Source organism: Pseudomonas sp. P4_B4 (assembly GCF_056402255.1).
This window is the reverse complement of sequence record NZ_JBFUHS010000022.1, coordinates 1-12,808: the sequence shown is the minus strand read 5'-3', so window position 1 is coordinate 12,808 and position 12,808 is coordinate 1. Positions and strand designations below refer to the sequence as shown.

At 58.1% G+C, this 12,808-nt stretch carries 12 protein-coding genes; 9 read left to right on the top strand and 3 right to left on the bottom strand.

Translation table 11 applies throughout. From position 1 onward, the window contains the following. Window positions 1-65: 65 nt before the first annotated feature. The 3 genes from AC1DVE_RS21340 to AC1DVE_RS21330 form a co-directional block, all read right to left on the bottom strand. Window positions 66-338 (bottom strand): TfoX/Sxy family protein, encoded by a 273-nt coding sequence (locus tag AC1DVE_RS21340; protein WP_096515175.1) that lies wholly within the window; start codon window positions 336-338, stop codon window positions 66-68. A gap of 243 nt (window positions 339-581) precedes the next feature. Then, on the bottom strand, window positions 582-926 hold the full coding sequence (locus tag AC1DVE_RS21335) for a pentapeptide repeat-containing protein (protein ID WP_223454873.1): 345 nt from the start codon (window positions 924-926) through the stop codon (window positions 582-584). Window positions 927-1,017: 91 nt separating this feature from the next. Then, a complete protein-coding gene (locus AC1DVE_RS21330; protein WP_223454875.1) occupies window positions 1,018-2,574 on the bottom strand; it encodes a bifunctional aminoglycoside phosphotransferase/ATP-binding protein in 1,557 nt (518 codons plus the stop codon). 116 nt (window positions 2,575-2,690) lie between these two features. Between AC1DVE_RS21330 and mrcB the strand changes: the two genes are divergently transcribed. The 9 genes from mrcB (at window position 2,691) to msrQ (ending at window position 12,564) form a co-directional block, all read left to right on the top strand. Then, a complete protein-coding gene (mrcB, locus tag AC1DVE_RS21325; RefSeq protein ID WP_223454877.1) occupies window positions 2,691-5,009 on the top strand; it encodes a penicillin-binding protein 1B in 2,319 nt (772 codons plus the stop codon). Window positions 5,010-5,025: 16 nt separating this feature from the next. Then, on the top strand, window positions 5,026-5,763 hold the full coding sequence (locus AC1DVE_RS21320) for a tetratricopeptide repeat protein (protein ID WP_223454879.1): 738 nt from the start codon (window positions 5,026-5,028) through the stop codon (window positions 5,761-5,763). Then, window positions 5,763-6,098, top strand: coding sequence for a YqcC family protein (locus AC1DVE_RS21315; RefSeq protein ID WP_223454881.1), 336 nt, complete (start codon window positions 5,763-5,765; stop codon window positions 6,096-6,098). The genes AC1DVE_RS21320 and AC1DVE_RS21315 overlap by 1 nt, the downstream gene beginning before the upstream one ends. A gap of 483 nt (window positions 6,099-6,581) precedes the next feature. Further along, entirely contained in the window at window positions 6,582-8,306 is a 1,725-nt protein-coding gene (locus AC1DVE_RS21310; RefSeq protein WP_223454883.1) for an acetolactate synthase 3 large subunit, read from the top strand. A gap of 2 nt (window positions 8,307-8,308) precedes the next feature. Continuing rightward, the gene (gene ilvN / locus AC1DVE_RS21305) at window positions 8,309-8,800 is read left to right on the top strand and encodes an acetolactate synthase small subunit (protein WP_003176102.1); all 492 of its coding nucleotides are present in this window, start codon (window positions 8,309-8,311) and stop codon (window positions 8,798-8,800) included. A gap of 45 nt (window positions 8,801-8,845) precedes the next feature. Beyond that, window positions 8,846-9,862, top strand: a complete 1,017-nt coding sequence (ilvC, locus tag AC1DVE_RS21300; RefSeq protein WP_003228216.1) for a ketol-acid reductoisomerase — start codon at window positions 8,846-8,848, stop codon at window positions 9,860-9,862. A 143-nt stretch (window positions 9,863-10,005) separates the two neighbouring features. Next, complete coding sequence (gene pssA / locus AC1DVE_RS21295; RefSeq protein WP_223454885.1) at window positions 10,006-10,860, top strand: CDP-diacylglycerol--serine O-phosphatidyltransferase; 855 nt, start codon at window positions 10,006-10,008, stop codon at window positions 10,858-10,860. A 58-nt stretch (window positions 10,861-10,918) separates the two neighbouring features. After that, complete coding sequence (gene msrP, locus AC1DVE_RS21290; protein ID WP_223532974.1) at window positions 10,919-11,932, top strand: protein-methionine-sulfoxide reductase catalytic subunit MsrP; 1,014 nt, start codon at window positions 10,919-10,921, stop codon at window positions 11,930-11,932. Next, window positions 11,932-12,564 (top strand): protein-methionine-sulfoxide reductase heme-binding subunit MsrQ, encoded by a 633-nt coding sequence (gene msrQ, locus AC1DVE_RS21285; RefSeq protein WP_223454888.1) that lies wholly within the window; start codon window positions 11,932-11,934, stop codon window positions 12,562-12,564. The genes msrP and msrQ overlap by 1 nt, the downstream gene beginning before the upstream one ends. Window positions 12,565-12,808 lie beyond the last annotated feature (244 nt).

Here is a 12,808-nt window from a genome sequence, read left to right as displayed (position 1 = left end):
TTTGCGTCTGCAGACCCCGTAATCATTAGGTTTCAGGTTGAAAACTTTCAGAAGTATTTGCCGGATCAAATCTTGTGGCGTGAAGAGATGGCTTCCAGTTGTTTGTTCAACGCTTCCTTGCGCTCGGCAGGAATGTCGTTCCAGTGAACGTCCATCAGGGCGCCTTCAATTGCGTACAACAACACCTTGGACGCCCGAAAACCGCGCGTGCGCACGGCCCGATAAGCATCCACCGCCCCGAGGCGACGCAAGTCCGAAGCGCTATGGATGCCCACGGCATGCAGCCATTGCGCTGACGTCTTGCCAAGATTCTTCAGGTGTTGCAGTTCATCATTCATCAAGCCTCCTTGCGATGGCCGAATGGAGAGCGTGGGCAATCTTCTGAGGAGTGTAGCCATCAGTAGGAAAAGCGTGATTGTTTGCTCGTTTTCGACGCAAATGCTTCTAAGAAACGAGTATTGGCAGAGCGTGAAAAGTCCGCGAACGCGGTAGGAAGAGGCGGGGAAGAATCAGGAATTACGGCTGAACATTCCCGCAGTCCAGCGCAACGGGGCGCTGGACGTGTCAGTCACCGATGTCGATCAGCGGGTGCGATAGCGCAATCGCGTGCCGAAGTTCATCGACATCAGGATTTCGTCGGCGCTGAGTTCCACCGGAAAGTAGGCGCCGGAAATTTGCGCGTGGGCCAGGCTCGCGCCTTCCAGGTTCGCTTTACTGAAATCAATGCCGCGCAAGTCGGCGGAGCGGAAGTAGGCGTCGCTGAAATCCACGCCATCTGCATTCAGCTCGCGCAGGTCCAGCCCCCGGAAATCTCCACCCACCATGTCGATGGGGCCATCCTTGGGGCGTTCACTGTTGAAGCCTCTGATGTCGTCTTTGTGCAGCAGGGCATAAAGCGGTGTGTCGAGAAGTTTAGGCTGGCTCATGTCGCATCACCTGATGGTTTTATGGCGCCATTATAGTGCCACTATTTGACGGTCGTGAAGCCAGCGCGGGCCTCACGACCGAAATAGTTTCTTACAGGCCTGGCAGGCGCTGGCGAATCTGTTCCACAACGGTATCGAGCGTCCCGCTTTCATTGGTCTGGACACGCTTGCTGCAGAGGATTTCCGCGGGTGTCAGCGCTTCACGGCTGGCTTGCTGGGCTGCGATAACAGCCAGGGTGGCATCGGACGGGTCTTTCTTGTCTGCCTGGCGCATGGCCAGCCAGCTTTCGATCACGGCCTGTGGCGCATTGCAGTCGAGGATCAGGAAGGGTGCGCCCGTGGCCTCGGCCACCTTTGCGGCACTGTCACGCTGATCACGCTTGAGGTAAGTGGCGTCGACCACCACCGGGAAGCCCGCACGCAGAATGACGTCGGCGATTTCATGCAGGCGGGCATAGGTCGCGATGCTGGCGTCGGCGCTATAGATGCCGGCCTGTACATCATTCTCGACGGTTTGCTCGCCGAACAGGCGCTTGCGCTCGACATCGGAGCGCAGGCGAATTGCGCCCAGGGCTTCGACCAGGCGCATGGCGACATGGCTCTTGCCGACGGCGGAAACGCCGCTGGTAATGGCCATAAAGCGCGAAGGAATGGTGCTGTAGCTTTCCGCCAGGTTGGCGTAGTTGCGGTACTGGCGCAGGGTTGTGGCGCGTTGCACCGCAGTGGCGTCGGCCGGCATGCTGAACAGGGCAACCTTGGCGCGAACCAGTGCGCGGTAGGCTTTATAGAAGTTCAGCAGTTCGAGGCCGCGATAGTCACCGGTCAGCTCCAGGTACTGGCTGATGAAGCGACGCGCCAGGCACTTCAGGCCGCGATCTTCCAAGTCCATCGCCAGGAAGCCGGTGTCGGCATAAACGTCGGTAAAGCGAAACGGTTCATTGAATTCGATGCAGTCGAAGATCACGACCTTGCTGTCGATCACGGTTGCGTTGCCCAAGTGGATATCACCGTGGCATTCACGAATGAAGCCTTCGGCCTTGCGCTGGGCGAACAGCGGTTTGAGGCGCTCGAAGCTGCTTTCGGCCCAGGCTTGCAGGGCGTCGAGTTGCAGCAGGTCGGCTTTGTCGCTGAGGAATGGACGGATCTGTTCGAAGTTCTGTCGCACCGGCGCCATGACGCTGTCCGGTGTGCCGGCTTCGTGCCCGGCTGGCACTTTCGGTGCGCTGAGGTGGAAGCGGGCGATTCGCTCGGCCATCTCGTCGATGTGCGCGGTGGTCAGTTCGCCATTGGCTTGAAGGGTGCTGAGCAAGCCGTTTTGCGGGAACTGGCGCATCTTCAGTACGTATTCGATGGCCGGGCCTTCGCCACCCAGTTGCGGAGCCTCGGCGCTGCCGGTGACGGGCAGCACTTCGAGGTACAAATCGTCGGTCAGGCGCTGGTTCAGGCGCAGTTCTTCAGCGCAAAAGTGTTCGCGAGCCTCAAGGCTGGTGAAGTCGAGAAAACCGAAATTGACCGGCTTCTTCACTTTATAGGCATAGGGGCCGGTGAGCAGTACCCAGGAAATATGGGTCTCGATGACCTGGAATCCCTCTACAGGATGCGGGTAGAGGGCAGGGTTTTGCAGGGCAGCGATCAGGGACTGGCTCACAGGCGATCCTTCAGAGACTGGGAAATTCAAGGCCGTCATTATGGCCGCAAGTCCGCTCGACGCAAACCTCGGAGCGCTCCTGTTGAGGATGAATAAAGTGCGTATAATCCGCCGCCATGACTCGTACTCGAACTCCCCGAACCCCAAAAAAACCACCCTCCAGGGGCCTGCGCCCGTGGCTGGGCTGGGCCATTAAACTCAGTCTGGTCGCCCTGGTAGTGCTGGCCGGATTCGCCGTTTACCTTGATGCAATCGTCCAGGAGAAGTTCTCCGGCAAGCGCTGGACCATCCCGGCCAAGGTTTACGCGCGCCCGCTCGAACTGTTCGTCGGACAGAAGCTGAGCCGGGATGATTTCCTGACTGAACTCGATGCCCTGGGCTATCGCCGTGAAAGCGTGGCTAACGGTCCGGGTGCGGCGTCGGTCAACGGCAATACCGTTGATCTGAACACCCGTGGCTTCCAGTTCTATGAAGGCATGGAGCAAGCGCAACCGGTGCGGGTGCGTTTCTCCGGAGATTACGTGGCCGAATTGGCGGGGGCAAAAGGCTCGAAACTGTCGGTGGTGCGCCTGGAGCCGCTGCTGATCGGCGGCCTGTACCCGAAAAACCTCGAAGACCGGATTCTGATCAAGATCGATCAGGTGCCGCCGTACCTGCTTGAAACGCTGGTGGCGGTAGAGGACCGCGATTTTTATCATCACTTTGGTGTTTCGCCGAAGTCGATCGCCCGTGCAGTCTGGGTCAACGGTTCGTCCGGACGCATGCGTCAGGGCGGCAGTACCCTGACTCAGCAGTTGGTCAAAAACTTCTACCTGACCAACGAGCGCAGCCTGAACCGCAAACTCACCGAAGCGATGATGGCGCTGCTGCTTGAACTGCATTACGACAAGCGCGAAATCCTTGAGGCTTACCTCAACGAAGTGTTCATCGGGCAGGACGGTCAGCGCGCGGTGCATGGTTTCGGTCTCGCCAGCCAGTTCTTCTTCAGTCAGCCGCTGGCCGAACTCAAGTTGCACCAGGTCGCACTGCTGGTGGGCATGGTCAAGGGACCTTCTGCCTATAACCCCCGTCGTTATCCGGAGCGTGCCCTCGAGCGGCGCAACCTGGTACTCGATGTGCTGCAGGAGCAGGGCGTTGCGACTGCCGAGCAGGTTGAGGCGGCGAAGAAAATGCCGCTGGGCGTGACCAAGCGCGGCAGTCTGGCGGACAGCTCGTTCCCCGGCTTCCTCGATCTGGTCAAACGCCAGTTGCGTGAAGACTATCGCGACGAAGACTTGACCGAAGAAGGTCTGCGGATCTTCACCAGTTTCGACCCGATCCTGCAGATGAAGGCTGAAGCCTCGGTCAACGACACCTTCAAGCGTCTGGCAGGACGCAAGGGTTCCGATGACGTCGAAGCGGCAATGGTCGTGACCAACCCGGAGACCGGGGAAGTGCAGGCCATGATTGGCAGTCGCCAGGCCAGTTTTGCCGGGTTCAACCGGGCGCTGGATGCGGTACGGCCGATCGGCTCGCTGATCAAGCCGGCGGTTTACCTGACCGCGCTGGAGAAACCCAGCCAGTACACACTGACCAGTTGGCTGTCGGACGAATCCTTCTCGGTCAAAGGCGCCGATGGTCAGGTCTGGAAGCCGCAGAACTATGATCGTCGTTCTCACGGTACGGTGTTCCTATATCAAGGCCTGGCGCATTCCTACAACCTGTCGACCGCGCGTCTCGGTTTGGCGGTTGGCGTGCCGAACGTCCTGAAGACGGTGGAGCGCCTGGGTGTGACCCGTGAATTCCCGGCCTTCCCGTCGATGTTGCTCGGCGCCGGCGGCATGACGCCAATCGAAGTGGCGACCATGTACCAGACCCTCGCCAACGGCGGCTTCAATACGCCGATGCGCGGGATTCGCAGCGTGCTGACTGCCGAGGGCGAGCCGCTCAAGCGTTATCCGTTCCAGATCCAGCAGCGTTTCGATCCGGCCTCCATTTACCTGATCCAGAGCGCCATGCAGCGGGTGATGCGTGAAGGTACCGGCAGCTCGGTCTATAACGTGCTGCCAAGGACCCTGACCCTGGCGGGCAAGACCGGTACCAGTAACGACTCGCGCGACAGCTGGTTTGCCGGTTTCAGTCAGGACTTGCTGGCGGTGGTCTGGCTGGGTCGCGACGACAACGGCAAGACGCCATTCACCGGCGCCACCGGGGCCCTGCAGGTATGGACCAGTTTCATGCGCAAGGCCGACCCGTTGCCGTTGGACATGCCGCAGCCGGACAATATCGTTCAGGCCTGGGTTGATTCGCGAACCGGGCAAGGTTCTGACGCCGGTTGCCCGAGTGCCGTACAGATGCCGTATATTCGCGGCAGCGAACCGCCTCCCGGCGCCGCTTGCGGTGGTGAAAACCCTGCCGAGTCGGTGATGGACTGGGTCAAGGGCTGGATGAATTAAGCAAAGAGGGTTTCAAGTGAACAAGTGGTTGATTCCAGCGGTTGCCGCCGTAGCTTTGCTCAGCGGTTGCTCTAGCGTACAACGTGGCTCGATTCCGGTTGTGGATTCCGGCACCGTCGTGTCCAACAGTGAGCGGATCTCGGCCAATGGCGGCTTCCGCCAGACGACCGTCAAGCGCCCTGCACAAGGCCAGTCGCGGACCCAGGCGATTCCGCAAGGCGACAGCGGTGTAGTGGTGATGGTGCCAGGCGCTGCAACGACTTCGACGCCGATCAGCACCACACCGATTACCCCGGGTCCGATCACGCCGGGGCCAATTGACACGTCGCCGGTCCAGTCGGCGCCGATCAATCAGGGCAGCTACAGCATGCCGTCGTCGCCAAGCGGGATTCCGTCGGCCAGTTCGGGTGGCCTGTCGGCGGACGAGCAACTGGACGGCCCGGTGTTGGCCTTGCTGACCACCGCTCAACAGCAACAGACGAGCGGTGATCTCAACGGTGCTTCCTCCAGTCTCGAACGCGCCCAACGCGTTGCACCGCGTGAGCCGCAGGTGCTTTACCGTCTGGCGCAGGTGCGCATGGCTCAAGGCGATGCGGCCCAGGCCGAGCAGTTCGCTCGCCGTGGGCTGACCTTTGCCAATGGCCGTCCAGCCCTCCAGGCCAACTTGTGGGAGCTGATTGCCCAGGCGCGTGAAAAGCAGAGTGATTCCCAAGGCGCAGCACTGGCTCGTCAGAAGGCCAAGGTAACGCTGTGATGGACGCGCGCTTTCTGAAAATCGCCGATCAACTGTTGTTGATCGAGCGCGAGTTGCGGGTGCAAGGGTGGTGGGATGAAGTCTCGCCCTCTGCTGAAGCGCTTGCCAGTGTCGAGCCGTTTTCGGTCGATACACTGGATTTCGAGCAATGGCTGCAGTGGATCTTCCTGCCACGCATGAAGATGATCCTTGAGCAGGATTTGCCGCTACCCAATGCTTCGGGCATTCAGGAAATGGCCGAAATGGTCTTTGCTGGACGCAATGTCCAAGGCAAGGATCGGCAGTTGCAGGTATTGCTCAAACAGTTTGATCAATTGATCACGGCGTCTCGCTGAGCCAGAAGCTGCCAGCGTCCGCTGGCAGTTGTTCACAATCTCTCTCTATTTTGTCGGCCGCTGCGGGGTAAGTGCATGCGCGTGCCAATTTTTTACTAAAAGTTGCGCAATCGAAGCTAACACAGGGCTGATTTACGGGTTTTTTCTTGCGTTCTCATGTGCTTAGTAGAATAAAGCACATAGACGGCTTGACTTGCGAAGGACGAAACAGAAGAATCCAAAGTCCGCTGTACAGGGACTGCCAGAAGCAGACCCTCTCAGCAGATCATGAGGCGCATATCCGCGTCGACCTGTTACACCCGCAACGCGTTACCTCGCGCTGGGTGGGAAAGCCCCGCAACACTTGGGACGATCCCAATACTTGCTCAGTCAGTGCTGACGTAGTCGGCGACCACCGTCGCTCATGCTCTGCCGAGAAGTAAACCTATTAAGACCCGTCCCATTTTTCGTGGGCGGTATTCTGGCGTTTTAGAGGTGAGCAACGTGGAGCTTTTATCTGGCGGTGAGATGCTCGTCCGCTTCTTGCGTGACGAAGGCGTCAAATATATCTACGGGTACCCGGGTGGTGCTCTTCTTCATGTTTACGATGCCCTGTTCAAAGAACCGGAAGTGACCCACATCCTGGTTCGTCACGAGCAAGCGGCTACCCATATGGCTGACGGCTACGCCCGTGCCACCGGTAAAGCTGGTGTAGTACTGGTGACTTCCGGTCCTGGCGCAACAAACGCCATCACCGGTATCGCCACCGCCTATATGGACTCCATTCCGATGGTGATCATTTCCGGCCAGGTGCCTAGCACCATGGTCGGCACCGATGCGTTCCAGGAAACCGACATGATCGGTATCTCCCGGCCGATCGTGAAGCACAGCTTCATGATCAAGCACGCGTCGGAAATCCCGGAAGTCATGAAGAAGGCGTTCTACCTGGCGCAATCCGGTCGTCCTGGCCCGGTCGTTGTCGATATCCCGAAAGACATGACCAACCCGGCCGAGAAGTTCGAATACGTCTTCCCGAAAAAAGCCAAGCTGCGTTCCTACAGCCCGGCTGTTCGCGGTCACTCCGGTCAAATCCGCAAGGCGGCAGAAATGCTCCTGGCGGCCAAGCGTCCTGTGTTGTATTCGGGCGGCGGCGTGATCCTCGGCGGTGGTTCCGCGCCACTGACCGAACTGGCGAAGATGCTCAATCTGCCAGTGACCAATACCCTGATGGGCCTCGGTGGCTACCCTGGCACCGACCGTCAGTTCATCGGCATGCTCGGCATGCACGGCAGCTACACCGCAAACCTGGCGATGCACCATGCTGACGTGATCCTCGCTGTCGGCGCACGTTTCGACGACCGTGTCATCAACGGCGCGTCGAAGTTCTGCCCGAATGCCAAGATCATTCACATCGACATCGACCCGGCTTCGATCTCCAAGACCATCAAGGCCGACGTGCCTATCGTGGGTCCGGTTGAGAGTGTCCTGACCGAAATGGTCGCGATCCTCAAGGAAATCGGCGAGACCCCGAACAAGGACTCCGTTGCCAGCTGGTGGAAGCAGGTTGACGAGTGGCGCGGTGATCGTGGCCTGTTCCCGTATGACAAGGGCGACGGCAGCAAGATCAAGCCTCAGACCGTGATCGAAACCCTGTGCGAAGTGACCAAGGGCGACGCCTTTGTGACCTCCGACGTGGGCCAGCACCAGATGTTTGCTGCGCAGTACTACAAGTTCAACAAGCCGAACCGCTGGATCAACTCCGGTGGCCTGGGCACCATGGGCTTCGGTTTCCCGGCGGCCATGGGCATTCAGTTGAGCTATCCGGATGCCGACGTTGCCTGTGTAACGGGCGAAGGCAGTATCCAGATGAACATCCAGGAACTGTCCACCTGTCTGCAATACGGTTTGCCGGTAAAAATCGTCATTCTGAACAACGGCGTTCTGGGTATGGTTCGTCAGTGGCAAGACATGAGCTATGGCAGTCGTCACTCGCACTCCTACATGGAGTCGTTGCCTGACTTCGTCAAGCTGGCTGAAGCCTATGGTCACGTTGGCGTGCGCATCACTGAATCGAAAGATTTGAAGTCGAAGATGGAAGAAGCGTTCGCCATGAAAGATCGCCTGGTGGTGATCGATATTTCGGTCGATACCAGCGAGCACGTCTACCCGATGCAGATCAAAGACGGCTCCATGCGCGATATGTGGCTGAGCAAGACGGAGCGTACCTAATCATGCGGCACATTATTTCCTTGCTTCTGGAAAACGAACCCGGCGCTCTGTCTCGTGTGGTTGGTCTGTTCTCGCAGCGCAACTACAACATCGAAAGCCTGACCGTGGCTCCGACCGAAGACCCGACCCTGTCGCGTCTGACGCTGACCACGGTCGGTCACGATGAAGTCATCGAGCAGATCACCAAGAACCTGAACAAGCTGATCGAAGTGGTAAAACTGGTCGACCTGTCGGAGAGTGCTCACATCGAGCGCGAACTGATGCTGGTCAAGGTCAAGGCCACCGGCGCCCAGCGTGCCGAGATCAAGCGCACTACCGATATTTACCGTGGACAGATCGTCGATGTCAGTGCCAGCGTGTATACCGTTCAATTGACCGGTACCAGCGACAAGCTCGACAGCTTCATTCAGTCCATTGGCACCGCCTCGATTCTGGAAACCGTCCGTAGTGGCGTGACCGGCATTGCCCGCGGCGACAAAGTACTCAGCATCTAAACCAAATTAGCGAACGGCCTGAACGGCCTGATATAGGGGAAATTCATGAAAGTTTTCTACGATAAAGACTGCGACCTGTCGATCATCCAGGGCAAGAAAGTTGCCATCATCGGTTACGGTTCCCAGGGTCACGCTCAAGCGTGCAACCTGAAAGACTCCGGCGTTGACGTAACTGTCGGCCTGCGTAAGGGTTCGGCTACCGTTGCCAAGGCTGAAGCCCACGGCCTGAAAGTGACCGACGTTGCTTCTGCTGTTGCAGCTGCCGACCTGGTCATGATCCTGACCCCGGACGAATTCCAGTCCTCCCTGTACAAGAACGAAATCGAGCCGAACATCAAGAAAGGCGCCACCCTGGCCTTCTCCCACGGCTTCGCGATCCACTACAACCAGGTTGTGCCGCGCGCTGACCTCGACGTGATCATGATCGCGCCGAAGGCTCCAGGCCACACCGTACGTTCCGAATTCGTGAAGGGCGGCGGTATCCCTGACCTGATCGCTATCTACCAGGACGCCTCGGGCAACGCCAAGAACGTTGCGCTGTCCTACGCTGCCGGCGTTGGCGGCGGTCGTACCGGCATCATCGAAACCACCTTCAAGGACGAGACTGAAACCGACCTGTTCGGCGAACAAGCCGTTCTGTGCGGCGGTACCGTTGAGCTGGTCAAGGCCGGTTTCGAAACTCTGGTTGAAGCTGGCTACGCGCCGGAAATGGCCTACTTCGAGTGCCTGCACGAACTGAAGCTGATCGTTGACCTCATGTACGAAGGCGGTATCGCCAACATGAACTACTCGATCTCCAACAACGCCGAATACGGCGAGTACGTGACCGGTCCGGAAGTAATCAACGCCGAATCCCGTCAGGCCATGCGCAACGCCCTGAAACGTATTCAGGACGGCGAATACGCCAAGATGTTCATCAGCGAAGGCGCTACCGGCTATCCTTCGATGACCGCCAAGCGTCGTAACAACGCCGCTCACGGCATCGAAATCATCGGCGAGCAACTGCGCTCCATGATGCCGTGGATCGGTGCCAACAAGATCGTCGACAAAGCTAAAAACTAAGTCACGCGCTTGTACGAAAAACGCGGCTTAGGCCGCGTTTTTTCGTTTGGGGAGCCGGTTCTGGTATAAAGCTGCATCGTTTGCGGCCGAACCGTCGTCCCAGACACCTGTCCAAACTTTCCACCCGTTGCAAGGTAATGTCCATGAGCGAACGCCCCGAAGAGCCAAACCAGGCTTCTGACGCCGAAAGCCTGCTGCCCATCGATGAACATGTCGAGGAAGGGCATGACGCTGAAGGTCGTAAAGTCCGGCATCGTGGTATCTATCTTCTGCCGAATCTGTTCACCACTGCGAACCTGTTCGCAGGGTTCTATTCCATCATCAACTCGATGAGCGCCCAGGCGGCCTTGAGTGCTGGTGACTCGGCCAATGCGAGCAAGTATTTCGCGTTCGCGGCCATCGCGATCTTCGTCGCTATGGTGCTCGATGGTCTTGATGGGCGTGTGGCCCGCATGACCAATACCCAGAGCGCCTTTGGTGCCGAGTACGACTCGCTGTCGGACATGGTTGCCTTTGGTGTTGCCCCGGCATTGCTGGCCTTCGGTTGGGCCTTGGGTGACATGGGCAAGGTTGGCTGGATGGTCGCCTTCATCTATGTGGCGGGCGCGGCATTGCGCCTTGCGCGCTTCAACACGCAGGTCGGCACCGCGGACAAGCGCTACTTCATCGGTCTGGCCAGTCCTGCCGCTGCAGGTGTGGTTGCAGGTATCGTCTGGGCGTTCAGCGACTACGGCATTCAGGGATCGAAGATGTCCTTCCTGGTTGCGCTGATGGTTGCGGCGGCCGGCATGCTGATGGTTAGCAACATCAAGTACAACAGCTTCAAGGAGCTGGACCTGAAGGGGCGAGTGCCTTTCGTGGCGATTCTCGCTGTGGTGCTGGTGTTCGCAGTGGTGTTCAGTGACCCTCCGCGCATCCTGCTGCTGGTGTTTCTCGCCTATGCAGCCTCCGGCCCGGTTCAATACCTGTTACGTCTTCGCCGTAACAAGGGCGCGTAATTTCCCTCATACTCCGCAGTCTATGGGTGCATCTGTCCTCCAAAGCTGCGGAGTAACCATGCTGATCAAAGTCTCCAGAACGTCCGACTGCCATGAGTCGGACGTCACGCCTGAATCCCTCTATCTTTCTCGACGCAAAGTGCTCGGCGCCACGGTTGCCGGCTTCGCTCTGGGCAGCCTGCCGCAATGGGCCAGCGCTGGCGATGCTGCGCGTTATCCGGATGTAGAGCCCGGCAAGGCGCCTGCCTGGTTCAGCGAAAAACTTCCGGCTACCCAGTGGGGCGCGGTCAGCGTCAAGGATGAGGCGATCACGCCGTTCAAGGATGCGACCCACTACAACAACTTCTACGAGTTCGGCACCGACAAAGGTGATCCGGCTGCCAATGCCGGCACGCTGAAGACGGAGCCGTGGTCGGTGGTGGTGGACGGGGAGGTGGGCAAGCCTGGGCGGTATGCGCTCGAAGACTTCATGAAACCGTATCAGCTGGAGGAGCGAATCTACCGTTTGCGCTGTGTGGAAGCCTGGTCGATGGTCATTCCCTGGATCGGTTTTCCCCTCTCGGCCTTGTTCAAGGAAGTCGAGCCGACCTCGAAAGCCAGATTCATCCGCTTCGAAACCCTGCAGGATCCTAAAAGCATGCCGGGTCAGCGCTCTGGTTTTGCCTTGATCGACTGGCCGTATATAGAAGGGCTGCGTCTGGATGAAGCGATGAACCCATTGGCGATTCTTGCGGTAGGCATGTACGGGCGTGAGTTGCCTAATCAAAACGGCGCACCGTTGCGTTTGGTGGTGCCCTGGAAATATGGCTTCAAGAGCATCAAGTCCATCGTGCGCATCAGTCTGGTCAGCGAGCTGCCGAAAACCACCTGGCAGAGCATTGCTGCGGATGAATATGGTTTTTATGCGAACGTGAATCCTACCGTTGATCATCCTCGCTGGACTCAGGCGCGTGAACGCCGCCTGCCCAGCGGCCTGTTCAAGCCCAATGTGCGCGACACGCAAATGTTCAACGGCTATTCAGAGGAAGTCGCCTCTCTATATACGGGGCTCGACCTGAGGAAGAACTACTGATGCGCTATCCGTTTTGGCGCATCGGTGTCTTTGTCGTGGTGTTGGTGTGGCCGCTGCTGTGGTTGTACCAGGCCTGGGAGGATGTCCTCGGGCCGGATCCAGGAAAGGTGCTGGTCGATCGATTGGGTTTGGGCGCGCTTGTTCTGCTGCTTATAACGTTGAGCATGATGCCTTTGCAGAAACTCACTGGTTGGGCGGGGTGGAATGCCGTGCGGCGACAGTTGGGGTTGTGGTGTTTTGCCTATGTGCTGCTCCACCTCAGTAGTTATTGCGCATTCATTCTTGGTTTTGACTGGTCGCAGCTGGGTGTCGAGTTACGCAAGCGGCCTTACATTATTGTCGGCGCGCTGGGCTTTCTTGGTTTGCTGGCATTGGCGGTGACTTCCAATCGATACAGTCAGCGGCGATTGGGTGTTCGCTGGAAGAAGTTGCATCGCCTGGCTTATGTAATTCTCGGGCTTGGATTACTGCATATGCTCTGGATTGTGCGTGCCGACCTGAAGGAGTGGGTGATCTATGCATCTATAGGTGCATTACTGTTAGTGCTGCGGCTACCGCCTTTGGCTCGTCGAATCCCGCGTTTAATGGCTAAAAAGGGCTCTTCCGCCAAAAAAGGCGTAAATAGTGGTTGACGGCAGATTCCAGGTGTCTATAATTCGCCCCACTTCCGGCGCAGTCGAAACGGAAAACTCCTTGGTAAACAAAGAGTTACGCAGTTTTCGGCAGCAGGTTGCTTCAGGTCATCGAAGCCAAAACGAAGTTGAAAAAGAGGTGTTGACAGCAGCGTGTAACGCTGTAGAATTCGCCTCCCGCTGACGAGAGATCTGAAGCGCAAGTGGTTGAAGTTACAAAGGAAACTTGGAAAACTTCTGAAAA

Bases quoted from the DNA above. Each gene is read 5' to 3' on its own strand.
- AC1DVE_RS21340 (WP_096515175.1), bottom strand. From the start codon at position 338: ATGAATGATGAACTGCAACACCTGAAGAATCTTGGCAAGACGTCAGCG.
- AC1DVE_RS21335 (WP_223454873.1), bottom strand. From the start codon at position 926: ATGAGCCAGCCTAAACTTCTCGACACACCGCTTTATGCCCTGCTGCAC.
- mrcB (WP_223454877.1), top strand. From the start codon at position 2,691: ATGACTCGTACTCGAACTCCCCGAACCCCAAAAAAACCACCCTCCAGG.
- AC1DVE_RS21315 (WP_223454881.1), top strand. From the start codon at position 5,763: ATGGACGCGCGCTTTCTGAAAATCGCCGATCAACTGTTGTTGATCGAG.
- ilvN (WP_003176102.1), top strand. From the start codon at position 8,309: ATGCGGCACATTATTTCCTTGCTTCTGGAAAACGAACCCGGCGCTCTG.
- ilvC (WP_003228216.1), top strand. From the start codon at position 8,846: ATGAAAGTTTTCTACGATAAAGACTGCGACCTGTCGATCATCCAGGGC.
- pssA (WP_223454885.1), top strand. From the start codon at position 10,006: ATGAGCGAACGCCCCGAAGAGCCAAACCAGGCTTCTGACGCCGAAAGC.
- msrP (WP_223532974.1), top strand. From the start codon at position 10,919: ATGCTGATCAAAGTCTCCAGAACGTCCGACTGCCATGAGTCGGACGTC.
- msrQ (WP_223454888.1), top strand. From the start codon at position 11,932: ATGCGCTATCCGTTTTGGCGCATCGGTGTCTTTGTCGTGGTGTTGGTG.